The 26,754-nt window shown below is 70.6% G+C and carries 33 protein-coding genes and 1 pseudogene; 23 read left to right on the forward strand and 11 right to left on the reverse strand.

Features of this window, described 5'->3' with window-relative positions; genetic code table 11:
• Window positions 1-81: 81 nt before the first annotated feature.
• The 9 genes from M3Q35_RS10105 (at window position 82) to M3Q35_RS10145 (ending at window position 7,072) form a co-directional block, all read left to right on the forward strand.
• On the forward strand, window positions 82-822 hold the full coding sequence (locus M3Q35_RS10105; protein ID WP_273941412.1) for an alpha/beta fold hydrolase: 741 nt from the start codon (window positions 82-84) through the stop codon (window positions 820-822).
• Window positions 816-2,159: an amidohydrolase family protein gene (locus M3Q35_RS10110; protein ID WP_273941413.1), complete on the forward strand. Its 1,344-nt coding sequence runs from the start codon at window positions 816-818 to the stop codon at window positions 2,157-2,159. Before M3Q35_RS10105 ends, M3Q35_RS10110 begins: the two co-directional genes overlap by 7 nt.
• Before the next feature lie 21 nt (window positions 2,160-2,180).
• Entirely contained in the window at window positions 2,181-3,374 is a 1,194-nt protein-coding gene (locus M3Q35_RS10115) for a macrolide family glycosyltransferase (RefSeq protein WP_273941414.1), read from the forward strand.
• Window position 3,375: 1 nt separating this feature from the next.
• The gene (locus M3Q35_RS10120; protein WP_273941415.1) at window positions 3,376-4,491 is read left to right on the forward strand and encodes a macrolide family glycosyltransferase; all 1,116 of its coding nucleotides are present in this window, start codon (window positions 3,376-3,378) and stop codon (window positions 4,489-4,491) included.
• On the forward strand, window positions 4,488-4,721 hold the full coding sequence (locus M3Q35_RS10125) for a hypothetical protein (protein WP_273941416.1): 234 nt from the start codon (window positions 4,488-4,490) through the stop codon (window positions 4,719-4,721). The genes M3Q35_RS10120 and M3Q35_RS10125 overlap by 4 nt, the downstream gene beginning before the upstream one ends.
• A 73-nt stretch (window positions 4,722-4,794) precedes the next feature.
• Window positions 4,795-5,742: a hypothetical protein gene (locus M3Q35_RS10130; RefSeq protein WP_273941417.1), complete on the forward strand. Its 948-nt coding sequence runs from the start codon at window positions 4,795-4,797 to the stop codon at window positions 5,740-5,742.
• A 21-nt stretch (window positions 5,743-5,763) separates the two neighbouring features.
• Window positions 5,764-6,567: a pentapeptide repeat-containing protein gene (locus M3Q35_RS10135; protein WP_273941418.1), complete on the forward strand. Its 804-nt coding sequence runs from the start codon at window positions 5,764-5,766 to the stop codon at window positions 6,565-6,567.
• A 118-nt stretch (window positions 6,568-6,685) separates the two neighbouring features.
• On the forward strand, window positions 6,686-6,814 hold the full coding sequence (locus tag M3Q35_RS10140; RefSeq protein WP_273941419.1) for a hypothetical protein: 129 nt from the start codon (window positions 6,686-6,688) through the stop codon (window positions 6,812-6,814).
• Between the two features lie 36 nt (window positions 6,815-6,850).
• On the forward strand, window positions 6,851-7,072 hold the full coding sequence (locus M3Q35_RS10145; RefSeq protein WP_273941420.1) for a hypothetical protein: 222 nt from the start codon (window positions 6,851-6,853) through the stop codon (window positions 7,070-7,072).
• 23 nt (window positions 7,073-7,095) lie between these two features.
• Here the strand turns inward: M3Q35_RS10145 and M3Q35_RS48810 are convergent.
• A pseudogene (locus M3Q35_RS48810) lies at window positions 7,096-7,233 on the reverse strand (TetR family transcriptional regulator); the annotation flags it as partial.
• A gap of 101 nt (window positions 7,234-7,334) precedes the next feature.
• Between M3Q35_RS48810 and M3Q35_RS10150 the strand changes: the two are divergent.
• The 6 genes from M3Q35_RS10150 (at window position 7,335) to M3Q35_RS10175 (ending at window position 10,653) form a co-directional block, all read left to right on the forward strand.
• Window positions 7,335-7,772: a nitroreductase family deazaflavin-dependent oxidoreductase gene (locus M3Q35_RS10150; RefSeq protein ID WP_273941421.1), complete on the forward strand. Its 438-nt coding sequence runs from the start codon at window positions 7,335-7,337 to the stop codon at window positions 7,770-7,772.
• A 107-nt stretch (window positions 7,773-7,879) separates the two neighbouring features.
• Window positions 7,880-8,359 (forward strand): YybH family protein, encoded by a 480-nt coding sequence (locus tag M3Q35_RS10155; RefSeq protein WP_273941422.1) that lies wholly within the window; start codon window positions 7,880-7,882, stop codon window positions 8,357-8,359.
• A 112-nt stretch (window positions 8,360-8,471) separates the two neighbouring features.
• Entirely contained in the window at window positions 8,472-9,056 is a 585-nt protein-coding gene (locus M3Q35_RS10160) for a TetR/AcrR family transcriptional regulator (RefSeq protein WP_273941423.1), read from the forward strand.
• Between the two features lie 19 nt (window positions 9,057-9,075).
• Window positions 9,076-9,891, forward strand: a complete 816-nt coding sequence (locus M3Q35_RS10165; protein ID WP_273941424.1) for an SDR family oxidoreductase — start codon at window positions 9,076-9,078, stop codon at window positions 9,889-9,891.
• Window positions 9,892-9,963: 72 nt separating this feature from the next.
• On the forward strand, window positions 9,964-10,128 hold the full coding sequence (locus tag M3Q35_RS10170) for a hypothetical protein (protein ID WP_273941425.1): 165 nt from the start codon (window positions 9,964-9,966) through the stop codon (window positions 10,126-10,128).
• 45 nt (window positions 10,129-10,173) lie between these two features.
• Entirely contained in the window at window positions 10,174-10,653 is a 480-nt protein-coding gene (locus M3Q35_RS10175) for a DinB family protein (RefSeq protein ID WP_273941426.1), read from the forward strand.
• A 75-nt stretch (window positions 10,654-10,728) separates the two neighbouring features.
• On the opposite strand, the gene M3Q35_RS10180 is transcribed toward M3Q35_RS10175, so the two are convergent.
• Window positions 10,729-11,682 carry a phosphotransferase family protein gene (locus M3Q35_RS10180; RefSeq protein ID WP_273941427.1) on the reverse strand — a complete coding sequence of 318 codons (954 nt, stop codon included), beginning with the start codon at window positions 11,680-11,682 and terminating at the stop codon, window positions 10,729-10,731.
• Between the two features lie 58 nt (window positions 11,683-11,740).
• On the reverse strand, window positions 11,741-12,658 hold the full coding sequence (locus tag M3Q35_RS10185; RefSeq protein WP_273941428.1) for a hypothetical protein: 918 nt from the start codon (window positions 12,656-12,658) through the stop codon (window positions 11,741-11,743).
• Window positions 12,659-12,744: 86 nt separating this feature from the next.
• On the opposite strand from M3Q35_RS10185, the gene M3Q35_RS10190 reads away from it, so the two are divergent.
• The 3 genes from M3Q35_RS10190 to M3Q35_RS10200 are packed head-to-tail and all read left to right on the forward strand — an operon-like array spanning window position 12,745 to window position 14,439.
• Window positions 12,745-13,245, forward strand: a complete 501-nt coding sequence (locus M3Q35_RS10190) for a MarR family winged helix-turn-helix transcriptional regulator (RefSeq protein WP_273941429.1) — start codon at window positions 12,745-12,747, stop codon at window positions 13,243-13,245.
• 31 nt (window positions 13,246-13,276) lie between these two features.
• Window positions 13,277-13,657, forward strand: a complete 381-nt coding sequence (locus M3Q35_RS10195; RefSeq protein WP_273941430.1) for a hypothetical protein — start codon at window positions 13,277-13,279, stop codon at window positions 13,655-13,657.
• 29 nt (window positions 13,658-13,686) lie between these two features.
• Complete coding sequence (locus M3Q35_RS10200; RefSeq protein WP_273941431.1) at window positions 13,687-14,439, forward strand: hypothetical protein; 753 nt, start codon at window positions 13,687-13,689, stop codon at window positions 14,437-14,439.
• Window positions 14,440-14,509: 70 nt separating this feature from the next.
• Here the strand turns inward: M3Q35_RS10200 and M3Q35_RS10205 are convergent, their stop codons facing one another.
• The 4 genes from M3Q35_RS10205 to rox (M3Q35_RS10220) all read right to left on the reverse strand — a co-directional run bounded on the left by M3Q35_RS10205 (window position 14,510) and on the right by rox (M3Q35_RS10220) (window position 19,300).
• Entirely contained in the window at window positions 14,510-15,556 is a 1,047-nt protein-coding gene (locus M3Q35_RS10205) for a hypothetical protein (RefSeq protein ID WP_273941432.1), read from the reverse strand.
• Between the two features lie 263 nt (window positions 15,557-15,819).
• Window positions 15,820-17,241, reverse strand: a complete 1,422-nt coding sequence (gene rox, locus M3Q35_RS10210; protein WP_273941433.1) for a rifampin monooxygenase — start codon at window positions 17,239-17,241, stop codon at window positions 15,820-15,822.
• A 179-nt stretch (window positions 17,242-17,420) separates the two neighbouring features.
• The gene (locus M3Q35_RS10215; protein ID WP_273941434.1) at window positions 17,421-17,861 is read right to left on the reverse strand and encodes a VOC family protein; all 441 of its coding nucleotides are present in this window, start codon (window positions 17,859-17,861) and stop codon (window positions 17,421-17,423) included.
• 14 nt (window positions 17,862-17,875) lie between these two features.
• Entirely contained in the window at window positions 17,876-19,300 is a 1,425-nt protein-coding gene (rox, locus tag M3Q35_RS10220; protein ID WP_273941435.1) for a rifampin monooxygenase, read from the reverse strand.
• Between the two features lie 190 nt (window positions 19,301-19,490).
• Between rox (M3Q35_RS10220) and M3Q35_RS10225 the strand changes: the two genes are divergently transcribed.
• Window positions 19,491-20,615, forward strand: a complete 1,125-nt coding sequence (locus tag M3Q35_RS10225) for a tyrosine-type recombinase/integrase (RefSeq protein ID WP_273941436.1) — start codon at window positions 19,491-19,493, stop codon at window positions 20,613-20,615.
• Here the strand turns inward: M3Q35_RS10225 and M3Q35_RS10230 are convergent.
• Window positions 20,602-21,807: an MFS transporter gene (locus tag M3Q35_RS10230; RefSeq protein WP_337960575.1), complete on the reverse strand. Its 1,206-nt coding sequence runs from the start codon at window positions 21,805-21,807 to the stop codon at window positions 20,602-20,604. The two genes, M3Q35_RS10225 and M3Q35_RS10230, sit on opposite strands and share 14 nt — an antisense overlap.
• A 23-nt stretch (window positions 21,808-21,830) precedes the next feature.
• Here M3Q35_RS10230 and M3Q35_RS10235 point away from each other — a divergent pair, with 23 nt between their 5' ends.
• A complete protein-coding gene (locus M3Q35_RS10235; protein WP_273941438.1) occupies window positions 21,831-22,256 on the forward strand; it encodes a PPOX class F420-dependent oxidoreductase in 426 nt (141 codons plus the stop codon).
• Window positions 22,244-22,909, forward strand: a complete 666-nt coding sequence (locus M3Q35_RS10240) for an HAD-IA family hydrolase (protein WP_273941439.1) — start codon at window positions 22,244-22,246, stop codon at window positions 22,907-22,909. The genes M3Q35_RS10235 and M3Q35_RS10240 overlap by 13 nt, the downstream gene beginning before the upstream one ends.
• On the opposite strand, the gene M3Q35_RS10245 is transcribed toward M3Q35_RS10240, so the two are convergent.
• The gene (locus tag M3Q35_RS10245) at window positions 22,890-23,219 is read right to left on the reverse strand and encodes a VOC family protein (RefSeq protein WP_273941440.1); all 330 of its coding nucleotides are present in this window, start codon (window positions 23,217-23,219) and stop codon (window positions 22,890-22,892) included. The genes M3Q35_RS10240 and M3Q35_RS10245 overlap by 20 nt on opposite strands.
• Window positions 23,220-23,297: 78 nt before the next feature.
• Here M3Q35_RS10245 and M3Q35_RS10250 point away from each other — a divergent pair, with 78 nt between their 5' ends.
• Entirely contained in the window at window positions 23,298-24,182 is an 885-nt protein-coding gene (locus M3Q35_RS10250; RefSeq protein ID WP_273941441.1) for a sigma-70 family RNA polymerase sigma factor, read from the forward strand.
• Here the strand turns inward: M3Q35_RS10250 and M3Q35_RS10255 are convergent.
• A complete protein-coding gene (locus M3Q35_RS10255; RefSeq protein ID WP_273941442.1) occupies window positions 24,148-25,362 on the reverse strand; it encodes an RNA polymerase sigma factor in 1,215 nt (404 codons plus the stop codon). The two genes, M3Q35_RS10250 and M3Q35_RS10255, sit on opposite strands and share 35 nt — an antisense overlap.
• Window positions 25,359-25,733: a YciI family protein gene (locus M3Q35_RS10260; protein ID WP_273941443.1), complete on the reverse strand. Its 375-nt coding sequence runs from the start codon at window positions 25,731-25,733 to the stop codon at window positions 25,359-25,361. Before M3Q35_RS10260 ends, M3Q35_RS10255 begins: the two co-directional genes overlap by 4 nt.
• Before the next feature lie 98 nt (window positions 25,734-25,831).
• On the opposite strand from M3Q35_RS10260, the gene M3Q35_RS10265 reads away from it, so the two are divergent.
• The gene (locus M3Q35_RS10265; RefSeq protein WP_273941444.1) at window positions 25,832-26,752 is read left to right on the forward strand and encodes a cyclase family protein; all 921 of its coding nucleotides are present in this window, start codon (window positions 25,832-25,834) and stop codon (window positions 26,750-26,752) included.
• Window positions 26,753-26,754 lie beyond the last annotated feature (2 nt).

The raw sequence follows: 26,754 nt of genomic DNA on the forward strand, positions 1-26,754 counted from the left end.
GAACACGGTACGTAATAGGGAAATCCCTTGCAGTCACCGGGCATCGTTGACTGTTAAGGCTGCCCACGGAGGGGGATCACTGTGCGTCACGTCGAGGTGGGTCCGGACGGGGCCCGCATGCGGTGGGTGGAGCTGGCCGGTGACGGCCCGCCGGCGGTGTACCTGCACGGGCTGGGCTCCTCGTCGCCGGCCTACTTCGCGCAGGTCGCGGCGGCCACCGGGGATCGGTCGCTGCTGGTCGACCTGCTGGGTTTCGGACTGAGCGACCGGCCGGCGGCGTTCGGGTACAGCATGGAGGAACACGCCGACACGGTCGCCGAGCTGCTACGCAGCGTAAATCTGGACCGGGTGCGGGTGGTCGCGCACAGCATGGGCGGGGCGATCGCGATCCTGCTTGCGGAGCGTCACCCCGCGCTGGTCGGCGAGCTCATCCTGGCCGAGCCGAACCTGCGTCCGGCCGAGCCGAAGGCGCTCAGTGCCCGCATCGCCCGCTACGACGAGCAGGAGTACGTGCAGACCATGCACGGCCGGATCCTGTCGGTGATCGGCAGCGAATGGGCCGCCACCGCGCGGCAGGCCGACCCGACGGCCATGTACCGCAGCGCGGCGTCGCTGGCCGGGCCCCGGGACCGCTGGTACGCGCACAGCCTGTGCGCGCTGGACATCCCGCGCACCTATCTGCTGGGAGAGTTGACCACGCGGCCGCCGGACGTGGACACGCTGGTCGAGGCCGGCGTGTCGGTGGCGGTGATCCCCGGCGGCGGCCACAACATGATGCTGGACAACCCCAAGGCGTTCGTGGAGGCGCTCACCCGATGCTGACGCTCGTGTCCACACAGGACACTCCGACCACCCGGCTGCTGATCAAGGGCGGCACGATCATCAGCATGGACCCGGCGGTCGGCGACCTCGCCCCCGGCGACCTGCTCGTCACCGACGGCGTGATCACCGAGATCGCCCCGCACCTCGACGCCCCCGGCGCCGAGGTCATCGACGCCACCGACCGCATCGTGATGCCCGGGTTCGTCGACACCCACCGGCACACCTGGCAGACCGCGTTTCGCGGCATCGGCGCCGACTGGACGTTCGCCGAGTACCTGGCGGCCATGCACGGCACGCTCAAACCGCTCTACCGGCCCGAGGAGATCTATCTCGGCGTGCTGGCCGGCCGGCTGGAGGCGGTCAACTCCGGCATCACCACCATGCTGGACTGGTTCCACGCCGACCTGTCGCCCGAGCACGTCGACGCCGCCATCGAGGGCCTCGACGAGTCCGACGGCCGCTCGATCTTCTGCTACGGCGCCGGATTCGGCTCACCCGACCCGATCGACGCCGACCTGCGGCGCGTGCGGCACAACCTGCACGACGACGACGCCAGGGTGACCATGGCGCTGGGGCTGCGCGGCCCGCAACTGACCACAATGGACGTCACCGCCGCCGACCTGAAGACCGCCGGCGAACTCGGCCTGCGCGCCAGCGTGCACGTCGGCTCCGGCGGCGCGCGGGGCAGCCGCCCGATCGCCGCGTTCCACGACCACGGCCTGCTGTCGGACACGCTGACCTTCGTGCACGCCAACGGAATCGACGACGACGAGATCGCCATGATCGCCGGCTCCGGCGCGTCGGTGTCGATCAGCCCGGACGTGGAGCTGAAGATGGGCTTCGGCTGGCCGATGACCGGCCGCATGGTCGCCGCCGGCGTGCGGCCCTCGTTCTCCATCGACGACTGCCCGGCGGCCGGCGGCGACATGTTCGCCACCATGCGCACCGCGTTCGCCGTGCAGCGCGGCCTCGACGGCAGCCTCACCTCGCGTGACATCCTCGAGTTCGCCACCGTCGACGGCGCGCGGGCGTGCGGACTTTCCGCCCGAACGGGCAGTCTCTCTGTCGGCAAGGACGCCGATGTGATCCTGCTGCGGGCCGACGACCTGAGCGTCTGCCCGGTCACCAATCCGGTCGGCACGATCGTCGCCGCCGGCCATCCCGGCCTGGTCGACACGGTGTTGGTGGCCGGCAAGGTGGTCAAGCGGCACGGCCGGATGGTCCGCGACGACATCGAGCCGATCATCCTGAGCCTGCGCGGCACGCGCAACCGGATCGCCGAGGCGGCCGGTATCCCGCTCGACGGAACGTGGCGTCCCCGGACAGAATCGGAGTAACACCTCTGGGGGAGTAGCAGCATGCACATCGCGTTCATCACCGCGCCCGCGTCCGGTCACGTCCTGCCCACGTTGCCGCTGGTGCAGGAGCTGACCCGGCGCGGGCACCGGGTCACCTACGCCACCTCGGCCGACTTCGCCGACATGGTCGCCGCCTCCGGCGCGCAGCTGTTCGCGCTGGACTGGTCGCCGGGCAAGGTCGCGGCGTCCAAGGGCGGGCAGACCACCGCCGAGCTGGCCGACATGCTGCTGGCCAGCATCCGCTCGACCGAGCGGGTGCTGCCCGCGGCGCACGAGCACTTCGCCGCCGACCGGCCCGACGTGATCGTGCACGACGCGATCACCGTGCTCGGCTCGATGCTCGCCGCGAAACTGGGGCTGCCGTCGGTGACGACGTTCCCCAACTTCGCCGGCAACGACAAGTTCGACATCGCCCGCGTGCTGCTGCCGCCCGACTTCGACCCGCAGCACCCGGTGTTCCGGCAGTTCGTCACCGAGATGCACCAGCTGGCCGCCGACTTCGATGTCCCGCCCGAGGCGGTGGCCGGCGCGGCCCAGACCGCCGAGCTCAACCTGGTGCTGCTGCCGCGCGAGTTCCAGCTGCACGGCGAGGTGTTCGGCGACGAGTTCCGCTTCATCGGCCCCTCCTTCGGCATCCGCGAGGACCAGGCCGGCGACTGGCAGCCCCCGACCGGCCGGCTGCTGTTCGTGGCGCTGGGCACCGTCGTCAACGACCGCGCCGACTTCTTCACCACCGTGATCAAGGCGTTCGCCGGCAGCGACTGGCACGTGGCCATGGCCGTCGGGCACCAGGTCGACATCGCCGAGCTGGGGGAGATCCCGGCCAACTTCGACGTGCGGCCGTTCTTCCCGCAGCCCGAAGTGCTGCGGCACGCCGACGTGTTCCTCTCCCACAGCGGCATGGGCTCCACCATGGAAGCGATCATGCGGCAGGTGCCGATCGTGTCGTACCCGCAGATTCCCGAGCAGTCGGCCAACGGCCGCCGCGTGCAGGAGCTTGGCCTGGGCCGGCTGCTGGACATCAGCCGCGACGTCGACCCGGACGAGCTGCGCCGGGTGGTCGAGGAAGTGTTGGCGGACAAGGAGATTCCCGTCAACCTGGCCGCCATGGCCGCGCACGTCGCAGCCGCGGGCGGACCGTCGGCCGGGGCCGACGCCATCGAGCAGCTCATGGCGCGCAAGGCGGACCGCTGACATGGCCCACATCGGTTTCGTCGCGCTGCCGGCGGCCGGGCACGTCAACCCGACCCTGCCGCTGGTAGCCGAACTCGTCCGCCGTGGCCACCGCGTCAGCTACGCCGCCGGCGCCGACCACGCCGAGGCCATCACGGCCACCGGCGCCACCGCCCTGCCCGCCCGCACCTCGTCGGTCCGCCCGACCGGCAGCCTGCACCAGATGCTGCTGGCCGGCGTCGAGATCTGCCGGGCCGTGGTGCCCGTGCTGGAAGAGGTGTTCCAGGCCGACCGGCCGGACCTGCTCTGCTACGACGTGCTCACCCCCTACGCGCCGCTGCTGGCCCACCGGCTCGGCGTGCCGACCGTCGTCACGGTGCCCACCCACGCCAGCAACGACTCGTTCAACCTGATGACCCTGCTCATCCCGCCCGACTACGACCCCACCGAGTACGTCGCCGCCCGGGCCAAGCTCGCCGCCGACCTCGGCGTGCCGGTCGAGCCGCCCACGCCGCGCCGGCAGATCGTGTTCCTGCCGCGCCGGTTCCAGCTCGCCGGCGACACCTTCGACGACTCCTACGTCTTCGTCGGCCCCACCCTCGACCAACCCCATGAGGACTGGCGTCCCCCGGCCGGGCGGCGAGTGCTGTTCGTGTCGCTGGGCACGGTCGTGAACAACCGGCCCGACTTCTTCCAGGCCGTCGCCCAGGCGTTCGCCGGCACCGACTGGCACATCGCCATGGCCGTCGGCGACCGCGTCAACCCCGCCCTGCTCGGCGCCGTCCCGGCCAACGTCGAGCTGCGGCCCTACTTCCCGCAGCAGAACGTGCTCAAGTACGCGACGGCGTTCATCACCCACGCCGGCATGAACTCCGTCATGGAGGCCATCGCCCGCCAGGTTCCCATGATCGCCTACCCGCAGACCCCCGAGCAGACCGCCAACGCCCGGCAGCTGGCCGACCTCGGCCTCGGCCGGGTCCTGTCCGACGGGGCCGACCTGGCCGTCACCGTGACGGAAGTCGCCGGCTCCCAACACATCCGAGCCAACCTCGCCACCATGGCCGACGACCTCCGCAACGCCGGCGGAGCCCCGGCCGCCGCCGACGCCGTGGAGGCAGCGCTGGCCGGCGCGCCATGATCGAAGCCGGCTGGGCCGCACAGAGCAGCGAAACCGTCGCGGCCGCAGGTATGCCGGCGGCCGATCGGGAGATCGCCGCTGGTCTGGACTATGTGGACGGTCCCGCGCGAATGTCCACGCCACCCAAGGACATCCGTCGCCGCGCCGGCACCCGGTCCGGTGTGATCCACGCCACCGCAACGGATCGCGGCACCGTGGCCCGGCCTGTTCACACGGTCGTCGCCGGCTGAAGTCCCGGCAGGACAGGCAACAAAAGTGCGGAAACACGGACATCCGCCCCGCGCCGGCCCTAAGTTCCGTGCCATGACAAAGATCCGGGCCTTGGCCACGACCTTCGCCATCTCGGTGGCCGCGGTCGCCGCCTCCGCCGGTCCCGCGGCCGCTGCCGGCGCCCAGACCTTGACCGTGCCCGACGGAATCTCCGCCGGCATCATGGTCTACGACAGGAACACCAACTCCGTCGAGCTCCAGTACAACGCCCACCAGCAGTTCCGCTCCGCCTCCGTGGTGAAGCTGATGATCGCCCTGGACTACCTGGAGACCAACGGCACCAACGTGCCCGAGGTGGACCTGGTGCAGCTGCAGCCGATGCTGCGCTCCAGCGACGACGACGCGGCCAGCTACCTGTGGGTCAAGGACGGCTGGGAGACCATCGTGCAGCGGGTGGTGGCCAAGGTCGGCCTCACCGACAGCGCGCCGCCGGTCAACCGCGGCATGTGGGGCTACACCGCGATCAGCGCCGCCGACGTGGTCAAGCTCTACGACTACATCCTGACCAAGGCCGACCCCGCGGTCCGCGACTTCATCATGTCCAACCTGCACCAGTCCACCAAGTGCGGCGACGACGGCTTCGACCAGTCCTTCGGCATCCAGAGCGCGGTCAACCGGCCGTGGGCGGTCAAGCAGGGCTGGTCCGGCTTCGGCGACACCCCCGACCCGGTGTGCAGCCCGGCCAACCCGGTGCCGCCGCCCCCGGGCACGCTGCCCGGCCAGCCCCAGACCCAGGCGCGGACGCAGCAGTTCAACCCCGCGGTGGTCGGCTCCGGCGAGCGCACGCTGGCCACCACCACCGACCCCGGCGGCCTCGACCTGACCCGCCGCGCCATGCACACCACCGGCACCGTCGGCCCGTGCGACGACAAGATCATGGTCGTGCTGACCCTGGAGCCGGTCGGCACCACGTGGAAGGACTCCGCCGACCGCATCACCGCCCTGACCTCGGTCGTGTACCACCTCAGCCAGTGGCCGTGAGCCTTTGATTGACTAGGGGACGTGACCGACGACCTGCGCGCCGACTGCTCCCGCTGCCAAGCCCTGTGCTGCGTGGCGCTGCCCTTCACGGCATCGAGCGACTTCGCGATCACCAAGGCCGCCGGCACGCCCTGCCGTAACCTGCTCGCCGACCACCGCTGCGGCATCCACACCGACCTGCGGGCCAAGGGATTCCCCGGCTGCACGGTGTTCGACTGCTTCGGCGCCGGTCAGAAGACCAGCCAGCTCACCTTCGCCGGCCAGCCATGGCGCCTGGCCGGCAAAGGTGAGCGGCGGCACATGTTCGACGCCTTCGGCATCATGCTCAACCTGCACGAACTGCTCTGGTACCTGGCCCAGGCCCGCGAACTCAAGCCCGCCGCCTCCCTGCGCGACCGGATCATCGCCGCCTACACCGCGGTGGAGGCCGTCACACTGTCCGATCTGGACACCGTGCTGGCCGTCGACGTCGCCGCGCACCGCAAGGACGTCAACGAGTTGCTGCTGCGGGCCAGCGAACTCACCCGCGCCACCGTGAAAGGCAAGCGGGCCGACCGGCGCGGGGCCGATCTCATGGGCGCCAAGCTCACGTCGGCCAACCTCGCCGGCGCGAACCTGCGCGGCGCCTACCTGATCGCCGCCGACCTGCGGCAGGCCGACCTGCGCCTGGCCGACGTGATCGGGGCCGACTTCCGCGACACCGACCTGCGCGGCGCCGACCTCGGCAACGCCCTGTTCCTCACCCAGTCCCAGGTCAACGCCGCCCGCGGCGACGCGGCCACCCGCATCCCCGCCACCCTCACCCGCCCCGCCCACTGGCGTTAACGCCCCCGCACCCCCGGCGTTACCAACTTCGCCACATGCGCTTCCTATGTGGCATCTGGCGCCACATAGGAAGCGCATGTGGCGAAAAAGGCGCCGGTCAGCGGCGGGGAGCAGGCGCTTGACGGCCCGGGTCAGCAGTTGCCGGGCTTCGTCGTCGTCCAACGCCGGCAACGTCGAGATCGTGTCGCTGAGCACGGCGATCGACCGCACCGCGAACAGCTGGTCAGGCGTGGGATCACTGCCGTAGACCACGCGAGCGAGTCGATCGAGCAGGTCCAGCATCTTGCTCGCCGCCTTCATCCGCCCGTGCATCACCGGATCGGCCGCCAACACGCTGATCGTGGCCCGCCGCGACACCGTCAACTCGGCGAAACTCTCGGCCACCGCGTCGATCCGCGCCGCCCGCGTGGTCCGGCCCTCGGCCCGCTCGATGATCGCCGCCACGCCCTCGTACACCGGCTCGCAGATCGACTGCAGCAGCTCCAACTTCGACGGAAAATGGTAGTACACCGCGGCTTTGGTCAACCCGAGCTCGTCGGCGATGTCCTGCAACGAGGTGGCGTCATAGCCGCGCGCGGCGAACAGCGCCAGCGCGATCTCCTGGATGGTGGCGCGCGTGCGGCGGGCCTGCTCGGCTCTGACTCCTGGGCTCACGGCCACCAGCATCCCATTTCACCTGCCGAGCGACAAGTGACTCACTTGACGAGCGGCAGGTGAACGGAGCAAGGTTGAACGGGCAACCTCCCTCACATGATGGAGCAGAAGCCATGCCGCTGCAGGGCGAGTACGAAGCCAGCGCGCAGGACTGGGTGCGCGAGCAGGTCGAGAAGTTCGAGGCGTCCGGTGGCACCGAGGCCACCGAGCTGCAGGGCGTGCCGATCATCGTGGTCACCTCGGTCGGGGCCAAGTCGGGCAAGCTGCGCAAGAGCCCGGTGATGCGCGTCGAGCACGACGGCTCCTACGCCGCGGTCGCCTCCTACGGCGGCGCGCCCAAGCACCCGGTCTGGTACCACAACTTCAAGGCCAACCCGCTGGTCGAGGTGCAGGACAAGACCGTCAAGAAGGACTACCGGGCCCGCGAGCTGGCGGGCGAGGAGCGCCAGCAGTGGTGGGACCGGGCCATCCAGGTGTGGCCGGCCTACGTCGACTACACCAAGAAGACCGATCGGCTGATCCCGGTGTTCGTGCTGGAGCCGGTCAACTGAGGAAAACCGCTATGAGACCCGGCTAGGGTCGGTCTCATGATCTCCGTGCGCGCCGTGGGCCGGGTCGCCGGCCTCGAAGACGAACCAGCAGACAGGGTCGCCTGACCATGGTCCACGGTGCGCCCACCGCCCGGTTCCTGACCGAGCTCAACGCCGATATCTGGCAGCCCTACCGAGACGCGCACGCCAGCGGCGACACCGAGGCGTTCCTCGCCTTGCACACCCCCGAGCTCATCCGCGCCGGCGGCCCGGGCAAAACCGTGCAGGGCTTCGACGAGTACGCCGCCCTGTCCCGCGAATGGCGGGCAGGCATGAAGGAACGCGGCAGCAGCGTTGCCATCGAGTTCCGCTTCACCGAGCGCATCACCGACGGCGAGCTGGCCAGCGAACGCGGCGTCTACCGCCTCACCGCCACTCGCGCCGACGGCGACCAGAAGATCTTTCACGGCCACTTCCACACCTTCTCCCGCAAGATCGACGGCCACTGGCGCATCGCGGTCGACTACGACGACACCAACGCCACCCCCGCCGACTTCACCGCCGCCACCGCGCCCGAGGACTTCGCCCCCTACCTGGTGCGGGGCTGACCAGGCTCGCACGCCCCGCCCCGCCCCGACGCCCTGGCGAACCTGAACCCCGGCCAAACTTGCACTCCGGCGAAACTTGCACCGCGTCCAAGTTTGGTCGTAGGGTGGGGCCATGGCCGACTCCGAGCAGCAGGGCCTGCGGGAACGCAAGAAGCTCCAGACCTGGCGGACCATCCGCGAGGCCGCGTTCCGGCTGATCGAGGAGCGCGGGTACGACGCGGTGAGCGTGGAGGACATCGCCGCGGCGGCCAACGTCTCGCGCAGCACGATGTTCAACTACTTCCCGACCAAGGAAGCGATCGTGCTCGACCCGGACCCACAGACGCCGGCGGTCTGGCGGGCGCTGCTGCGCGACCACCGCGACGACCAGCCGCTGTGGACGGCGCTGCAGAACGTGTTCCTCGGCTACATGGGCACCTTCTCCGACAGCCTGGCCGTGCAGAAACGCCTCAAGACCACCTACCCCAAGCTCGCGGAGTCGGTCCGTGACCACGGCGAGCAGTTCGGCGTCGAACTGCGGGCCTGGGTGGCCGAGCGCACCGAGCCCGGCCACGAGCTCGAAGCCACCCTGATGCTCAACACCGCCCAGGCGGTGGTCGGCACGGCCTACAGCATGTGGTCGCCGGACGACGGGTTCGACCGGCTGCTCGACCTCGCCCGTGACTGCTTCGCCCGGGCCGGCAACGGATTCTCCTGACCGCTAAGGACAGTTCCCCATGACCAAGATCTGGTTCATCACCGGCGCGTCCCGCGGCTTCGGCCGCAGCTGGACCATCGCCGCCCTGGAACGCGGCGACAAGGTGGCCGCGACCGCCCGCGACACCGCCACTTTGGCCGACCTCGCCGACAAGTACGGCGACGCCCTGCTGCCGATCCAGCTCGACGTCACCGACCGCGCCGCCGACTTCGCCGCCGTGCAGTGGGCCCACGCCCACTTCGGCCGGCTCGACATCGTGGTCAACAACGCCGGCTACGGCCACTTCGGCTTCGTCGAGGAGGTCACCGAGGCCGAGGCCCGCGCCCAGTTCGACACCAACCTGTTCGGCGCGCTGTGGGTCACCCAGGCCGCGATCCCGCTGATGCGCGAGCAGGGCTCCGGCCACATCGTGCAGATCTCCAGCATCGGCGGCGTCGCCGCGGTCCCGACCGTCGGCATCTACAACGCCTCCAAGTGGGCGCTGGAGGGCTTCACCGAGGCACTGGCCCAGGAGGTCGCCGGCTTCGGCATCAAGACCACGCTGATCGAGCCCGGCGGCTACGCCACCGACTGGAGCGGCTCCTCGGCCGCGCGGTCCGAGCCGAACCCGGCCTACCAGCAGCTGCGCGAGGCCATGACCGCCCGCCGCGCCGCCGGCAACGCCACCGCACCCGGCCCGGACGACACCACCGCCGCGGTGTTCGCGGCCATCGACGCCGACAACCCGCCCAAGCGCCTGCTGCTGTCGGGCACCGCGTTCGACATCGCGCAGAACGTCTACGCCGACCGCGTCAAGACGTGGTCGGACTGGGAACAGACCTCCCGCTCGGCCTGACCGGTCACGGACCGGGAGATCCACCGGGCAGTACGGTGCGCTCTGCGCAGCCCACCGGAAGGGGTCTCCGCGATGTCCGCACCACAGCCCGGCGTCACCCCACCCAAGGGCGGCGTCGGGCTCGGCGTGCTCGGGCTGTCCATCCTGTGCCTGCACAACCGCGGCCGCGGCACCGTGCTGGCCCTGATCTTCGGCCTGATCCTGGTCACCAACTACGCGCTGCACTACATCCCGTGAAAACTCGGTCGTGGCCATCGGCCGATCGCCGTAGCGTGCACGGCCATGAGCGACATCGAACGTGAGTCACTGCTGGAATTCCTGCAACGACAGCGGGACCTGGTGCCGTGGAAGCTCCAGGACGCCGCCGACGACGCGCTGCGCGCCGTCACCACCGCATCGGGGCTGACCGCGCACGGCGTCGTGCTGCACCTGACCAACGTGGAGCGGTCCTGGTTCCGCCGGGTCTTCGCCGACCAGCCGGATCTGACCTTCGACTACACCGAGCAGGACGACGACGGCGACTTCAAGCCGCCGGCCTCCGTCACGATGGCCGAGCTGCTGGCCGACTACGCCGCCGAGACCAAACGCTGCGACGAGGTCATCCTGGCCGCCGACTCCCTCGACGACATCGCCGCGCTGCGCGACAAGAGCCTGCGCTGGATCGTGCTGCACCTAATCGAGGAGACCGCCCGTCACCTCGGCCACCTCGACCTGCTCCGCGAACAGGCCGACGGTGCCGCCGGCGAACGCCCCGAGCTCTGACGCCCTCGTTGTCACATGCGGTCCGGATGTGCCTCTGGGAGGCAAGTACGGCGCGCATGTGACATTCGAATGTGGTCAGCGCAGCTCGGTGAGCACCCCGGCCATCTGCTCGTAGCTGGCCGGGATCTTCTCCGCCAGCCCGAGCCGGTGCCGTTCGATGCGCACCGCTCCCAGGTGAACTGCCCGGTACAGCGCCGACCGCCACGCCGCGTGACGGGAGTCCGCCGGCCGGCCGTAGGTGTCCCAGAACGCGTCCCGGTCGGTGCCGGGCCGCCGGCCGGCCTCGAAGATGCTCCAGTCCGCGGCCGGATCACCCCACATCGCCCGGTCGTGGTCGAACACCCCGACGATCCGTTCCCCGTCCAACCGCACGTTGGGCACCCACAGGTCGCCGTGCAGCAGCCGCGGCTCGGAGATCTCGTCCAGCACCGCGGCGTTCTTCGCCGCCAGCGCGGCGACCTCCCGCACGTCGGCAGAATCCAGCCCCGCGTCGTGGATGTCGGCCACCGTGTCGTCCACAATGGACAACACCGCCTCGCTCCACGCTGCGAACAGCGGCCCGGCCGGGCGGCCGAACCGCTCGCCGCGCACCCCATGCACCGTCCGCACGATCTCGCCCAGCCGCCGAAAGAACCCCGGCTTGTCGGCCAGCGCCCGAAACCCCTCCGCACCAGGCAGCCCACCCAACACCGTCTGGAACGTGTAGTCCCGCGGCACCAGATCACGCGTGAAATCCACGAACAGCATGCGCGGCATCAAATCGGCGATCGGCGCGAAGAACGGCAGCGCCGCATGCTCGTGTCGCATGAACCCCCGCTCGATGCGGTACGACCACGCCGGCGCCACCCGCAGGATCGCCGCCAGCCCACCGAGATCCACCCGGTAGGTGGTGTTGAACGAGCCCCCGCCCAACTCCACCGCCGACACCGGCGCCCGCCCGAACCCCCGCCGGCACACCGCCACGACCTGCTCGGCGGTCAACGGCTGCTGGAACGCCCCGTCCGGACGGGTGATCGACTCGAAGTGCACCCGCCGACCCTGCCACCACGGCTGCCGGCCGGCGACCGGGTTGTCACGGAACCCGTGCTCAGCGCTCCAGGGTCTGCGTGAGCAGCGCGGTCATGGCGGTGTCGTCAAGCTTGGCACCGTCCCAGGTGGCGATGAGCCGGGTGATGCGGCGCTGCTCGTCCAGTTCGAACGCCACGATGCCGTGATCCACCGGCGCGTTGCGGCGGATCCATTCGTAGCCGCCGCCCCGGGCGCTGCCGACCGTGTGCCGGATCGTCGTGCCCTTGCTGTACGGCAGCATCGCGCGCTTCAGGTACGCCTCGATCGCCTGCCGGCCGACGATCTGCGTCCGTAACGCCAGATCCTCCAGCACCGCGTCCGCCGCGAACAGGCCGTCGGTGTCGCCCGCGACCAGCTTCGCCGCCACGGCTTGCACCACTGGCGACGACTGGTCCTCGACCACGTTCTCGCCGTACGTCGGCGGATACTGCTCGGCCGGCACCCGCAACGCGTTGGTCGCCTCGATGCCGAAGTGCCGGCCGTCCCAGTAGTCGACCTGCCGGATCACCTTGCCGTCACGGAAATCCACCGCCGCCACGATCCGGATCTCGTGGCCGAACAGCTCCGGCGAGTCGGTGAACACCACGATCGCGCTGCGCTCGTCGCCGATCAGCCGCGTCGGGTAGGAGCGGGCCGTCTTCGGCCACGTCGGCATGTACTGCTGGAACACGTCTCGCAGGCTCTGCCACGTCGGCAGGTACCAGCCCAGCGTGGCGTCGGTGTAGAACATCGGGCTGCGGGCGAAGTGGGCCATCGTGCGGTCCACCGAGGCCGTCGACTTGTCCCGGTACAGGCTCGTCACCTGCCGCACCAGCCTCGGCGTCGCGTGGCCCGCCTCCAACTCCTCCGTTGTCCCGGCCTCGGCCACACCTCCGCCCGCCACCACCGCCGTCGCCGCCAGCGCCCCCACCATCATCGTCCTGCGAGTCAGGTCCATGTCGTCCTCCAACGGTTGAAGCTTCAACTCTCGTGAGCGTAACCCCGTTTGGGTTGAAGCTTCAACCGTCAGTTAGGATGGGCCCCGTGAGCACCTCGCCGCGCTGGCTGTCCGCCGCCGAGACCGATGCGTGGGTCTCGTTGATCGGCGTGCTCATCAAGGTTCCCGCCGCCCTCGACGGCGAGCTGCGCCGCCGCGTCGGGCTCGCCCACTTCGAGCTCCTCGCCTTGAGCGCTTTGTCCGAGGCCGCCGACCGCACCCTGCCCATGAGCGAGCTCGCCGCCCTCTCCAACGCCTCCCTGTCCCGGCTCTCCCACGTCGTCGCCAAGCTCGAGCAGAAGGGTTGGGTCACCCGCGCCGCGTGTCCCGGCAACGGCCGCGTCACCAACGCCACCCTCACCGACGCCGGCTTCTCCCTCGTCGTGCAGGCCGCCCCCGTCCACCTGGAACTCGCCCGCACCTACGTCTTCGACGCCCTCGGCCCGGACCAGGTCACCCAGCTCGCCGCCATCGCCCGGCAGATCCTCGCCACCGTCGACCCCGAGGCCAGTTACCCGCCACGCGGCACCGCAATCCGGCCCGCGTAACGACTCCAGGGCTCGGACCGACTGTCGGGCCGTGACCAAGTGGGATGAGCTCCAGGTACTGGACAAGGTTCGCGCCGCCCTCGCCGAGGTCAAGCCGTCCCCCAACGGATCCGGCCGCCCGTACCTCACCGCCTACCAGCTGGCCATCCGGGTCGACCGCGCCCACCCCGGCCTCAAGCACCACTTCGGCGGCACCGTCGGCGGCGCCGGCATCGGCCAGCACAACAGCCTCACCGAATACCTCGCCGGCCAGCTCACCCAGCGGGTTAGCGCCGACTTCCCGATCGAGCGGGTGGCGCTGTCCAACGACGACGTCGCCACCATGACCTTCAAAGCCACCGGCGGCGGCGAGATCGCCAACAGCCTGCTCGGCAGCGAGTACCCCACCTCCCTGTTCCGCCTGCGGGACTGAGCCTGTTCGTCCCTCTCAAGGAGTTCAGTGTGGCCTCTGACGCCATCGAAGGACCGGTCCGGGAGTCGAGCGGACGGGGCAAGTTAATCCTCGATCTATTAGACAAAGCCATCGGCGCGCAGACACCGTTGGTCCGCAAGAACATCGCCCGTGCCCGCCAGCGCAACCCGGATGCGACGCCGGCGCAGGTCGTTCGCACCCTGGAGCGGATGTACGTCAGTGCCGTGGCAGGAACTGGGGCCGCGGTCGGGGCCACTGCGGCCGCGCCCGCCGTCGGCACCGGGATCGCGCTGGCGCTGTCGGCGGGCGAGTTCTTCTCCTCGCTCGAGCTGAGCACCCTGTTCGCCCTCTCGCTGGCCGAGATCTACGGGGTCCAGCTGGACGAGATCGAACGCCGCCGCACGCTCGTGATGGGAGTCCTGCTCGGCGAGTCCGGCTCCACCACCATCAGCAAGGCCGCCGAGCGCACCGGTCAGCATTGGGCCCGCCAACTCGTCGGCAAAGTGCCCACGGCAACGCTGAAACAGATCAACAAGGTCCTGGGCAAGAACTTCGTCACCAAGTACGGCACCAAGCAGGGGATCATCGTGCTCGGCCGGGTGGTCCCGTTCGGCATCGGCGCGGCGATCGGCGGCGGCGCCAACGCCACCATGGCTGCCCTCGCCGTGCGGGCCGCCCGGCGTGCGTTCGGCCCAGCACCCGAGGCGTGGTCTGAGACACCTCGGGATGCCGGGCTTCCGGCGCTGGATTCCCAGCTTGTTCGTCCTGATCAGGTCTCCTGATCGGCACCGAGCAACCCATTGAGTGCCTGGCGGAGGGTCGGCTCGTCGGTCTGCTGCTCGAGGGCGTGGGCTAGTGCGGCGCGGAGGTCGGTCGAGCGGCGCTGCTCGGACTGGGTGGCGGCGGTGGCGACGTCGAGGTCGCGGCGGAGGTCGCTGAGCTGCTGGTGGAGGGGGCCAAAGACTGGGCGTAGGACTGGCTGGCTGCGGTGAGCTGGCTGGTCAAAGCGTCGATGCGGGCCTCGGCGGCGGTGGCGGCGGACTGGGCCTGCTGACGGAATTCGGTGGCCTGGGACTGGAGGCGCTCGTCCTGGCGGTGGGCGAGCGAGGTCTGGAGCTCCTGTAGGGCCTGGACGTGAGCGGCGCGGAGCTGCTCGCGCTGGGCGGCGGAGTCCTGGCGTTCGCGTTCCAACGCCTGCTGGAGATCGGCTACGCGGTCCTGGGACTGGGTGACCTTGTCCAAAGCGGCCTGCTTGGTGCGGACGGCGTCGTCACGGAGCTGCTCGGCGGCACGCTGGTCGGCCAAGGCCTGGTCGCGGGCCTGTAGTGCTTCGGAGGCCTGGCGGACGGCGGTCTCCCGGGCGGCGATGGCGTCGGCGGCCTCCTGACGAGCGGCGGATGCCTCGGCCAGGGCCTGGTCACGTTCGGCGATGGCCTGGGAGGCCTCGGCGCGGGCCTGCTGGCGCTGCTCCTCGGCGGATGCCTTGGCGGCCAAGGCATCCGAGGCCTCGCCGGTGACCCGCGTGCTGAGCTCGCCGACGACGGTCCGGAGCGGATCCAACGCCGCCAGCGCCGTTGCGAGGGTCCCGTCCAAGGCCGTGAGGTCCAGGGGAGTGATCGGCTGGGGGCCGTAGAGGTGCACCCAGATCTCACGCTGCTCGTCGAGCATCGCGCAGGTGATCACCTTCGCGCCCCAGTTCCCGTACCGCTCGGGGTCCGGCGCGCAGTAAGGGGTCGGCCGACCGCCGCGCGGGGACAGCTCCGGCAGTGCCCGTCCGCAATAGGCGCACTGCGCCCCGATGCCGGCCGTCAACGCCCGCAGTGTCGCCTCGCGACGTTCGTCGCGGCTGCCGCGTCGCACCGGAGGGGAGAGGTGCCGTTCACCTGCGTCAACGCTCACAGTGGATACCCTACAGCAATGGGTTTCAGAACCAAAACTGGCAGGTTTGAGTAGTGATACTCAAATTGCTAGCCAGGCAGGGTTGGCGAGAGTCATATGGATAAGTGAGATTATTGATATGACCTGTGAATGGGTATCTGCGACGGGGCCGAAGGGGATCATGAGGCCCGCGATCGTCACGGTGACGAAACGCATCGGCCCTACCTGAGTGGCTCACTTGCGCTCAGGAGCCAAATGAGCCACTCAGGTGGCGAACCCCGGGGTTAAGCGGTGGGGTGGCCGAACCAGCGGGCGAGGTGCTGCTCGAGGTCACGCTGATCGTCGCCGAGCCAGGCGATGTGGCCGTCCGGACGGAGCAGGACGGCCGGAACGTCAAGTGCCGCAGTGGGATCGGCGAGCTGGTCGACCCGATCCGACCAACCGCCGACGGTCAGCCGCTCGGTGCGGTCCACCAGCAGACCCCGACCACGGTGCAGCAGGGAGTAGAGGCGGCCCTGCTTGACGTCGATGTCGCGCAGCCGGCGGCCGAGCAGGTCAGGACCGGGACCGAAGTCGTAGCGTAGGCCGATGGCGGTGATCTTCTCCATCAGGTGCCGGTTGACCTCGTCGAAGTCCATCAGCTCGGTGAGCAGCCGCCGCACGGCCCGCGGCCCCGGCTCGGTGGACGACAGCTCCATCTGCGCCCGGGTGTTGTCCAGCACGTCAGCGGCGACCGGATGCCGCTCGGCCTGGTAGGTGTCCAACAACCCGTCGGGCGCCCAGCCGGCGACCGCGGCGGCGAGCTTCCACCCGAGGTTGACGGCGTCCTGCACGCCCAGGTTGAGGCCCTGCCCGCCGGTGGGCGGATGGATGTGCGCGGCGTCGCCGGCCAACAGCACCCGACCGACCCGATACCGCTCGGCCAGCCGGGTGGCGTCACCGAACCGGGACAGCCACCGCGGCGAGTGGACGCCGAAGTCCGTACCGGCGAAGGCCACGAGCTGCTGTTGGAAGTCGGCCAGCGTGGGTGGTTCCGTGCGGTCGCTGACGTCGGCGGCCGGGACCACGACGCTGTAGATCCCTTCGCCGAACGGCCGGAGCCAGAACCGCTGCTGGGTCCGGTTGACCTCGGCGACCTTGGCGGCGATCTCCTCCGGCGGCGCGGAAGCCTTCATCTCGCCCATCAGCGTGTCGTTGCGTGACGGCTCGCCGGGGAAACCGACGCCCAGCAGCTTGCGGACCGTACTGCGCGCGCCATCACAGCCGACGAGATAGCGGGCCCGGAGCTGTTCGCCGCTGGTCAACGAGACGGTCACGCCCTCGTCGTCCTGCGAGAAACCGGCCACCGCGCACCCGCGTCGGATCTCCGCGCCCAGCTCGATCGCGTGCTCCTCGAGCAGACGCACGATGACCGGGTGCTGGATGCCCAACATGTAGGCGTGCGCGGAATCCAGGCCCTCGGGCGCGGGCTTGGGGATGCCGGCGAACAGGCCGCCGGCCGGGCGCTGACGCCCGTGTTCGAGCACGCGGTCCAGCAGCCCGCGCATCGCCAACAGCTCAAGGCTGCGGATGTGCAGGCCGACGATCCGTACGAACGACGCCGGCTCGGTGTCCTGCTCCAGCAGGAGAACCCGCACGTTGTGCAGTCGCAGCTCGGCGGCCAGCATCGCGCCGGTCGGCCCGCAGCCGGCAATGATCACGTCCATGGTGTTGCCTTTCGGGAGGATCGAGGCTGCTCCCGGCGACACCTACGTCAATCGCCCGGCCGTGACGGAAGGGGAGCACCCACATCGCTACTGCGGTCATGGGTCTCACCTCCTCGGGCGGTGTCACGGACGGCAGCAAGCTACCGGCCCGGACACCGCACCGTCCACTCGATATCGACTCAGCCGGCCGCCGCGGCCGCCGGCGCCTGGGCCAGCTCGATGATCAGCCCCTCCGGCCCCCGCACGTAGCAGAGCCGGTATACGTAGTCCGCCACCTCGCCGACCAGGTCGAAACCCTTGCCCCGCAAGCGATCCAGCTGGGCGTCCAGGTCCTCGACCTCCAGGCAGATGTGCCGGAACCCGAAGCGGTTGGCGGCCAACGCGTGCGGGCCGTCGGTGTCGGCCGGCACGTGGTACTTGAGCAGCTCCAGCTTGCCGGTGCGGTCGGGCGTGCGGACCATCGCGAACTCGGTCCGCACGTCGTCAAGCCCGTTGATCTTGTCGATGGCCGTGCCGGAGACGTGCCCCCGGCCCTCCAGCTCGAACCCGAGATCAACGAAGAACGCGACGGTGGCGTCGAGATCCTCGACGACGACCCCGACATGGTCGAAACGCAGCATGACCGGATCCCCCTTCAGTTGTCCGCGGCGCCGAACCACCGCGACAGGTGCTCCACCAGCGACTCCTGGTCCTCACCGACCCACGCCACATGCCCGTCGGGCCGCAGCAGCGTGGCCGGCACGTCCAGCTCCTCGCTGACGTCCACGACATGGTCGACCCGCGAACCCCAGCCCGCCACCGACAGCCGGCCGGTCTGGTCGAGCAGCAGCCCACGGCCGGCGTGCATGAGCTCGTACAGCCGCCCCCGCTTCAGCGCCACGTCCCGAAGTCGCTTCCCCACCTGCGGATTCGGATCGCCGAAGTCGTAGCGGACGCTGATCGCCGTCACCTTGGAGATCAGGAACTCCCGCACGTTGTCGAAGTCCATCAGCTCGGACAGCACGTGCCGCACGGCCTGCGGCCCCGGCTCGGTGGAGATCAGCTCCATCTGCGCCCGGGTGTTGATCAACACGTCGGCCGCCACCGGATGCCGCTCGGCCTCGTAGGTGTCCAGCAGCCCCTCCGGCGCCCACCCGGCGACCGTGGCGGCCAGCTTCCAACCGAGGTTGAACGAGTCCTGCACGCCCAGGTTGAGCCCCTGCCCGCCCAGCGGCGGATGGATGTGCGCGGCGTCGCCGGCCAACAGCACCCGCCCGACCCGATACCGCGAGGCCTGCCGCGTGGCATCGCCGAACCGGGACAGCCAGCGCGGCGAGTGCACGCCGAAGTCGGTGCCGGCGGTCACCAGCAGCTGCTGCCGGAACTCCTCGAACGTCGGCGGCGTCGCCCGGTCCTCGACCACGTCGGCCGCCGGCACGACCGCCCGCACCAGCCCGCCGGCGATCGGCCCGATGCCGAACCGCTTCTGCGTCTTGCGGATCTCGGTCATCACGGCCAGCATCTCGTCGGCCGGCGCCGTCGCCTCCATCTCGGCGATCAGCGTGTCCACTCGGGACGGCTCGCCCGGGAAGTCGATGCCGGCCAGCTTGCGCACCGTGCTCCGGCCGCCGTCACAGCCGACCAGGAACCGGCCCGCGAGCTCGCCGGTGTCGGTCTGCACGGCGATGTAAGACCCATGGTCGGTGAAGCCTGTTACATCGACACCACGACGGACGTCCGCGCCGCTCTCCACCGCCCATTCCTCGAGCAGTCGGTCGGTCACGGGCTGATGGATGCTCAGGACGTAGCTGTGCGCGGTGTCCAGCCGCACGCCGGCGGGCTTCTGGATCCCGGCGAAATATCCCCCGACCGGGTGTTTCGTGCCGGCGGCCAGGAACCGGTCCAGGATCCCGCGCTGGTCGAGCAGCTCGATGGTGCGGGCGTGGATGCCCAGCGACCGCACCACCTTCGTCGGCTCGGCGTCCCGCTCCAGCACGACCACGTCCACGCCGTGCAGCCGCAGCTCGCCGGCCAGGGCCAGTCCGGTCGGCCCCGCACCGACGATGATCACGTCGAACACAAGAATCCCCCTGTTTTCGCTGCTCCCGGGCTTCGGCCGCACATTCTGCGGCACAACCGGGGTCTTGCCGCAAGACCCCCTGTGCGCTATATGTTGAAGTGGAGGGGAGTGGCGTCCACCCCTGACAACCCCCGGCATGGCAGACTCTTCCTTGATCAAAAGGGGGCCCTTGATCGAGGGGAGTCGGGGCGTGACGCTGGCGCTGGTCGGGGAGGACAAGACCGCCCGCGAACGCCTCCAGGAATTCCTGCGCATCTACGCCTCGGTGAACACACGCCTGGCCTATGCGACCGATCTGGGGATCCCGCTGGAATGGGTGCCGGGCTACACGCCGCCGGACCCCACCCGCCGTCGCGGCCGCAAGCGGGCCGCGCCGACCGGGCTGGAATGGCTGAACTGGTGCGCCGGCAACGGAATGCGGTTCGCGGACGTCAAGGTCGAGCACGTGGAGCGGTGGCTGGACGAGCTCCGCCAGGCCGGCTACAGCGATGCCACGCGAGGGCGGATGCTGTCGGCGGTGTCGGCGTTCTACGCCAAGTACCTGCTGCGGGAAGGCCTCGCCCAGCAGAACCCGGTGTCCCTTGTGGACCGACGGGCCCAGCACCTGAACAAGCCGGCCGGCACGCCGTCGACGACCAAACGCTGGTCGTTCCAGGCCTGTCGGGCGCTGCTGATGGCGGCCTACCTGCTCAAGGACGAGCGCCGGGACGGGCGGCGGGACCGGGCGATGATCGAGATCCTGATCGGCACCGGGGTGCGGGCCGACGAGCTGGTGGGCGTGAACCTGGACGACTACCGGCGGGCCGCCCCGCACGACATCGGGGTCCTGCGCGTGCATGGCAAGGGCGGCAAGGACCGGGAAGTGGCGCTGGCCCCGCCGGTGGCCGACGCGCTGGAGGACTACCTGCGTGAGCGGACCGAGCCTGCGGTGCCGGCGCTGCCCGGCCAGGTCCGGGCCGGGGTTCGGCCGATTTTCGTGACCAGCACGGGCCGGCGGGTCCACACCTCGCACCTGCAAGCCGTGTTGACCCGGCTGTGCAGGGCGTTCACCGACTCGTCCACCCCCGAGGCGGAGTTCATCGCCACCCACCTGGGCCCGCTGCGCGACAGCATCCACCCGCACTCGGCCCGCCACTCCTACGCCACCCATGCCGTCGAACGGGGCGTGCCGCCGCGGCAGGTGCAGCGCGACCTCGGCCACGCGGTGCTGACCACGACCGAGGGCTACCTGCACGACGAGGACAACGTCCGCAACTCCGCCGCGCACGAGCTGGCCCCGGCCCTGCACCGCGGCTGGCTGACTACGCCCTCCTGAGCAGCGCGGCGATCCCCGCCGCGACCAGCATCCCGGCCTGCACGTCCAACAGGACGTCCAGCCCGACCGTGCCGACCAGGAAGCCGGCGACCAGCGTGCCGACGGTGGTCAGGCCGGCGAAGCCGGCGTACACGGCGGCCAGCACCCGGCCGGTCTGCTCGTCGGGGACCCGCAGCTGCACGGCGGTCAGCGCGGCCGACTGCGCCACCACCGCCGGCGCGCCGATCGCGGCGAAAAGCACCACGTAGAGCCAGAAAGTCACGGTCACGTGCGGCAGGTTCCAGATCAGCGCCGAGCACAGGCCCAGCGTGAGAATGCCCAGCCCCATCATCCGCACCGCGCTGACCCGGTTGGCCACGGCCGCGATGAGCAGCCCGGCCCCGAGCCCGCCGATGGCCTGGATTCCTCGCAGCAGACCGACATCCGCGTCGCCGCCGTGCAGCGGACCGGTCACGAACACCACGAACAGGACCAGGAACATGCCCTGCCCCAACGCGATCAGCCCCAACGACACACCGGTGGCCCGCAGCGACGGGTCCCGGAAGGCCCGCACACCGTCGAGCCAACCGCCCGGCTCGGCCGGCGTGGATTCCACGTGCACACCGAACCGGGGCACCAGCAGCAGCGCGGCGAGCACCAGCGCCGCCAGGTAGCCGACGATCACCCAGCTCAGGCCCCACACGCCCAGCACGAGCCCGCCGAGGGCGCTGCCGGCCAGCCGGGAGATGCTGCTGTTGAAGCCCATCAGGCCGTTGGCCGAGGCCAGCCGGTCCGCGCCGACCAGCGCCGGCACCAGGGCGTTGCGGGTCGGCTCGAACAGCGAGGCCAGCGCCGACTGGGCCACCATCACCACGTAGATCAGCCCCTGGTGGCTGCCGAACAGCAGCGGCACCGACACCGCCGCCTGGGCCAGGCACACCACGTACAGCACCCGCCGCCGGTCGAACCGGTCGGCGACCACCCCGGCCACCGGGCTGACCAGCAGCATCGGCAGGATCCCGGTGACCATCACCAAGGCCGTCGAGCCGGCCGACCCGGTGGCCTGGTAGACGTACACCGGCAGCGCCACCTGGAGCATCCACTCCGCGGTCTCGGCGAACAGCCCGGACAGCCACAGCCGCACGAACGCCGGGTGGCGCGCCAGGGTCGTCATGACCGGCAATATGCCGGAGCGTCGCCGAGCCGTCACCACCGGGCGTTGGATACGGTGGGCCCGTGCCTGACGCGATCACGTTGCCCGAGTCCCTGCGCGCCCTGATCAACAGCGGGCCGATGGCCCACCTGAGCACGGTCAACGCCGACGGCAGCCCGCAGGTGTCGGTGATCTGGATCGGCCTGGACGGCGACGACCTGGTCAGCGGCCACCAGCACACCGGGGTGAAGATCCGCAACATGCAGCGGGACCCGCGCGTGGTGCTGTCCTTCGACGCGCCACGGGTGCGCGGCACCTTCCTGGACGAGAACGCGGTGCTGCGCGCGCGGGCCACCGTCGAGCCGACCGACCAGGCCTGGGACCTGCTGGACCGGCTGACCAAGGTCTACGTCGGCCCGGACTCGACGTTCCCGGTCGAGCGGGCGCCCGGTTTCATCGTGCGCTACAAGGTGACCCGCATCGGCGGGGTCGGCCCGTGGGCGGGCTGACCCGGTTCGAGCTCGAGGCGATCCTGTTCGACATCGACGGCACGCTGGTCGACTCGACCGGCGCCGTCGAGCGCACGTGGCGGATCTTCGCCGCCGAGCGCGGTCTCGACGCGGAAGCGATCCTGCGGGTCTGCCACGGCCGGCGCAGCGAGGACACCATCGCCGACCTGCTGCCGCCGTCCGAATGGGACGATGCCGTGGCCGAGCTGGCCCGGCTGGAGCTGGGCGACCTGGGCGACGTCGTGGCCCTGCCGGCGACCAAGACCCTGCTGCCGCAGCTGCCGAAGGACCGCTGGGCGGCGGTGACCTCCGGCTCGCAGGAACTGATGCGGGCCCGGCTGGCCGCCGCCGGACTGCCGGTGCCGGACGTGCTGATCGCAGCCGACGACGTCAGCGCGGGCAAGCCCGATCCCGAGGGCTACCTCAAGGCAGCCGCGGCCCTGGGCTACGACATCAGGCGCTGCCTGGTCGTGGAGGACGCGCCGGCCGGACTGTTGGCCGGGCGCAACGCCGGCGCGACAACCCTGGCCGTCGCGACCTCCCACGACGCGGCCGAGCTCACGGCGGACGCGGTCGTCGCCGACCTCACGTCCTGCCGGGTCGACCGCGTCGCGGACGGCCTCGTGGTCACGGTCAGTGCCGGTCCTGGATGAGGCCGATCTCGTTGCCGTCGGCGTCGAGCACACTGGCCACGGTCCGGCCGTTGCCGACCTCCTTGGGCTCCTGAGCCATCGACGCGCCGGCCTCGATCAGCGCGGCCAGACCCTTCTCCAGGTCGTCCACGTGCCGGTAGCAGGCCGGGCCGTTGGTGCTGCCGTTGGGCACCAGGCCGATGTGCTGGCCGTCGATGTCGTAGCCCACGTAGTACGGGGACTCGACGCCGGGCGCGGTGCCCAGCAGCGCGGTGTACACGGCCTTGGCCTTCTCGACGTCCTTCACCGGGAACAGAATCGTCTGCAACATGATGTCTCCTTGAAATGGTCACATCGGGCGGGGCCCGTCCGTCACTGCTATGACGGAGCCCGGACGGAGGATGTGACCGTGGACGAAAAATGGCTGGCCGACCAGTTCGAGAGCAATCGGGACCACCTGCGGGCGGTGGCCTACCGCATGCTCGGCTCGACCAGCGACGCCGAGGACGCGGTGCAGGAGTCGTGGCTGCGGCTGTCGCGCACCGACACCAGCGAGGTGGAGAACCTCGGCGGCTGGCTGACCACGGTGACCGCGCGGGTGTGCCTGGACATGCTGCGGTCCCGCAAGTCACGGCGTGAGGACCCCATCGACGAGGCACCTGATGCCGCGGTGGCCGGCCCCGAGCAGGAGGCGCTGCTGGCCGACTCGGTCGGGCCGGCGCTGCTGGTGGTGCTGGAGACGCTGGCCCCGGCCGAGCGGCTGGCCTTCGTGCTGCACGACCTGTTCGCGGTGCCGTTCGACGAGATCGCGCCGATCGTCGGCCGCACGCCGACCGCGACCCGTCAGCTCGCCAGCCGGGCCCGGCGGCGGGTGCAGGGCGCGGACCGGCCCGACTCCGACCTCAACCGGCAGCGCCGCGTGGTCGACGCGTTCCTCGCGGCCTCGCGGGACGGCAACTTCGACGCGCTGCTGGAACTGCTCGACCCGGACGTCGAGCTGCGGGCCGACGAGACGACCGTGGCGGCCTCGATGGCCAACCACGACAAGGGCGCGCCGCTGCTGTCGGCCCGCATGGCCGGCGCCCGCACGGTTGCGACGGCGTTCTCGGGCAAGGCCCGCGGCGCGCTGCCCGCCCTCATCGACGGCAACGTCGGCGCGGTGTGGATGTACAAGGGCGAGGTCATGGGGCTGTTCGTGTTCACCGTCGAGGACGACAAGGTCGTCGGCCTCGAGCTGGTCAACGACCGGGAGCGGGTGGCTACGGCCGAGGTCGAGGTGCTGCCTTCGCGCTGAGGTAGCGCTGCTCGGGCAGGCTCAGGGTGCGGCGCGCGGCCGACTCGTAATGGACGCGCGCCGCATCGTCGTCACCGGCCAGCTTCAGCAGGTGCGCCCGCACGGCATCCACCCGGTAGTGCCCGCCCAGCGCCGATTCCGCCTCGGCCAGCTCGGCCAGGGCCGTCGCCGGGCCGCGGACCATGGCCACGGCGACGATCCGGTTGAGTGTCACCATCGGCCCGGGGGCGGCCGAGTTGAGCAGCTCGTACAGGCCGAGGATCTGCATCCAGTCGGTGTCCTCGGCCCGTGGCGCCTCGTCGTGCACCGCGGCGATGGCGGCTTGCAGCTGGTACGGGCCGATGACGGCGGTGGCCAGGGCGTGCGTGATCAACGCAGTGCCCTCGGCGATCGCGTCCTGGTCCCACAGCGACCGGTCCTGCTCGGCCAGCGGCACCAGCGTGCCGTCGGGCAGCGTCCGCGCCGGCCGGCGGGCGTCGGTCAGCAGCATCAACGCCAACAGCCCGGCGACCTCGCCGTCCGCCGGCATCTGCCGGTGCAGCTGACGGGTCAGCCGGATCGCCTCGCCGGTCAGCTCGACGCGGTTCAACGCCGAGCCGGAGCTGGTCGTGTGCCCCTCGTTGAAGATCAGGTACAGCACGGCCAGCACGGCCTTGAGCCGCTCGTCGCGCTCCTCGGCCGGCGGCGGCGCGAAGCGGGCCCCGGCGGCCTTGATCTTCGCCTTGGCCCGGCTGATCCGTTGCCCCACGGTCGATTCCGGCACCAGCAGCGCCCGGGCGATCTCCGGGGTGGTCAGGCCGCCGACCGCGCGCAGCGTCAGCGCCACCTGTGACACCCGGGTCAGCGACGGGTGGCAGCACAACGTCAGCAGCGTCAGCGTGTCGTCCTCGGCCGGCACATCGGCGTCGTCGGGCTCGGCGGTGAACACCGCTTCCTCACGGCGTCGCCGCGCTGCCTCGCTGCGCCACACCTCGGTCAAACGCCGCTGCGCCACGGTGATCAGCCAGCCCGTCGGATTCGACGGCACACCGTCCTTGACCCACTGCTGGGCCGCCGCGAGCAGCGCCTCCTGCACCGCGTCCTCGCACGTGTCGAAGCCGCCGTTGCGCCGCACCAGCACGCCGAGGACCTGCGGCGCCAGCGTGCGCAGCAGGTCCTCGACCTCGGACGTGACCTTCACAGGTCCAAGGTGCTCATGTCGAGCAGCGGCCGGACCTCGACCGCCCCGCCCAGCTGCGCGTCCGGCGTCTTGGCCGCCCAGGCCAGCGCCTGCTGCTCGGTCTCGGTGTCCAGCAGCAGGAAGCCGGCCACGTACTCCTTGACCTCGGCGAACGGCCCGTCGCTGGTCATGGTCTCGCCGTCCTGCACCCACACCCGCTTGGCCAGCGCCAGATCGGTCAGCCCGTTGGAGATCACCATCTCGCCGGCCGCCTCGATCTCGGCGCTGAGCGCCATGTAGCCCCGGCCGAACTCCATGCGCTGCTCGTCGGTCAACGTCTCCCACAGCGCCCGGGACCGCGGGTTGCTGTGGATCAGGATCAGGTACCGCATGGCGTGCCTCCCGTAGGTCGCGGAAATCCTCTCACCGGCGTGGTGTCGAGGCCGGTTCGGCGGTTTCGACACGGGTCGATGTTCGCCAGGGTGGCGGGATGGACTTTCGGGAGGTCGGCCGGCGCCTGTCCAACTGGGGCCGCTGGGACGTCGGCGGGCACCGGGACGAGCGCGGCACGACCAACCTGCTGACCCCGGAGCGGGTGGTCGCGGCGTCCGCGCTTGTGCGCGAGGGCAAGGTGTTCGACCTGGGCATCCCGTTCGGCGCGGACGGCCCGCAGACCGGCGCGCTGCGGATCAACCCGGTGCTGACGATGAAGGAGACCGGCGTCGACCAGCACCTGCCCGGCGGGGCCCACTACTCCGACGACTACGTGTTCATGCCGCTGCAGTGCGCCTCGCAGTGGGACGGCCTGGCCCACGTCTACTACGACGACCTGCTCTACAACGGGTTTCCCGCCTCGGACATCACCCCGCACGGCACCAAGCACCTGTCGATCGAGCACCAGGCCAAGGGGCTGGTCGGCCGCGGCGTGCTGATCGACGTCGCCGGCCATCGTGGCGTGGACTGGCTGCCGGCCGGCGAGGTGATCACCCCGGACGAGCTCGACGCCGTGCTCGCCGCGCAGGGCACCGACCTGCGCGGCGGCGACATCCTCGCGATCCGCACCGGCTGGCGGCGCAAGTTCCTCGCTGAGCACGACCCGGCGTCGTTCATGGCCGGCGAGCCCGGTCTGGGCCTGGCCAGCTGCGAGTGGCTGGCCGACCACGAGGTGGCCGCGGTCTGCTCGGACAACTGGGCGGTCGAGGTGCTGCCCGGTGAGGACCCGGCCGTGCTGCTGCCGGTGCACCTGGTCCTCATCCGCGACATGGGCATGACGCTGGGCGAGATCCTCGACTTCGAGGAGCTGGCCGCCGACTGCGCGCAGGACGGCCGCTACGAGTTCATGATGACCGCGCCGCCGATCAAGTTCCGCCGCGCCGTCGGGTCGCCGACCAATCCGCTGGCGATCAAGTGACC

Origin of the sequence: Kutzneria chonburiensis (genome assembly GCF_028622115.1) — a bacterium.
Lineage (GTDB): Bacteria > Actinomycetota > Actinomycetes > Mycobacteriales > Pseudonocardiaceae > Kutzneria > Kutzneria chonburiensis.

Excerpts from the sequence above, each read along its gene's own strand:
- M3Q35_RS10110 (WP_273941413.1), top strand. The coding sequence starts at position 816 with ATGCTGACGCTCGTGTCCACACAGGACACTCCGACCACCCGGCTGCTG.
- M3Q35_RS10115 (WP_273941414.1), top strand. The coding sequence starts at position 2,181 with ATGCACATCGCGTTCATCACCGCGCCCGCGTCCGGTCACGTCCTGCCC.
- M3Q35_RS10120 (WP_273941415.1), top strand. The coding sequence starts at position 3,376 with ATGGCCCACATCGGTTTCGTCGCGCTGCCGGCGGCCGGGCACGTCAAC.
- M3Q35_RS10125 (WP_273941416.1), top strand. The coding sequence starts at position 4,488 with ATGATCGAAGCCGGCTGGGCCGCACAGAGCAGCGAAACCGTCGCGGCC.
- M3Q35_RS10130 (WP_273941417.1), top strand. The coding sequence starts at position 4,795 with ATGACAAAGATCCGGGCCTTGGCCACGACCTTCGCCATCTCGGTGGCC.
- M3Q35_RS10150 (WP_273941421.1), top strand. The coding sequence starts at position 7,335 with ATGCCGCTGCAGGGCGAGTACGAAGCCAGCGCGCAGGACTGGGTGCGC.
- M3Q35_RS10155 (WP_273941422.1), top strand. The coding sequence starts at position 7,880 with ATGGTCCACGGTGCGCCCACCGCCCGGTTCCTGACCGAGCTCAACGCC.
- M3Q35_RS10160 (WP_273941423.1), top strand. The coding sequence starts at position 8,472 with ATGGCCGACTCCGAGCAGCAGGGCCTGCGGGAACGCAAGAAGCTCCAG.
- M3Q35_RS10165 (WP_273941424.1), top strand. The coding sequence starts at position 9,076 with ATGACCAAGATCTGGTTCATCACCGGCGCGTCCCGCGGCTTCGGCCGC.
- M3Q35_RS10170 (WP_273941425.1), top strand. The coding sequence starts at position 9,964 with ATGTCCGCACCACAGCCCGGCGTCACCCCACCCAAGGGCGGCGTCGGG.
- M3Q35_RS10175 (WP_273941426.1), top strand. The coding sequence starts at position 10,174 with ATGAGCGACATCGAACGTGAGTCACTGCTGGAATTCCTGCAACGACAG.
- M3Q35_RS10185 (WP_273941428.1), bottom strand. The coding sequence starts at position 12,658 with ATGGACCTGACTCGCAGGACGATGATGGTGGGGGCGCTGGCGGCGACG.
- rox (WP_273941433.1), bottom strand. The coding sequence starts at position 17,241 with ATGGACGTGATCATTGCCGGCTGCGGGCCGACCGGCGCGATGCTGGCC.
- M3Q35_RS10215 (WP_273941434.1), bottom strand. The coding sequence starts at position 17,861 with ATGCTGCGTTTCGACCATGTCGGGGTCGTCGTCGAGGATCTCGACGCC.
- M3Q35_RS10245 (WP_273941440.1), bottom strand. The coding sequence starts at position 23,219 with ATGTTGCAGACGATTCTGTTCCCGGTGAAGGACGTCGAGAAGGCCAAG.
- M3Q35_RS10260 (WP_273941443.1), bottom strand. The coding sequence starts at position 25,733 with ATGCGGTACCTGATCCTGATCCACAGCAACCCGCGGTCCCGGGCGCTG.
- M3Q35_RS10265 (WP_273941444.1), top strand. The coding sequence starts at position 25,832 with ATGGACTTTCGGGAGGTCGGCCGGCGCCTGTCCAACTGGGGCCGCTGG.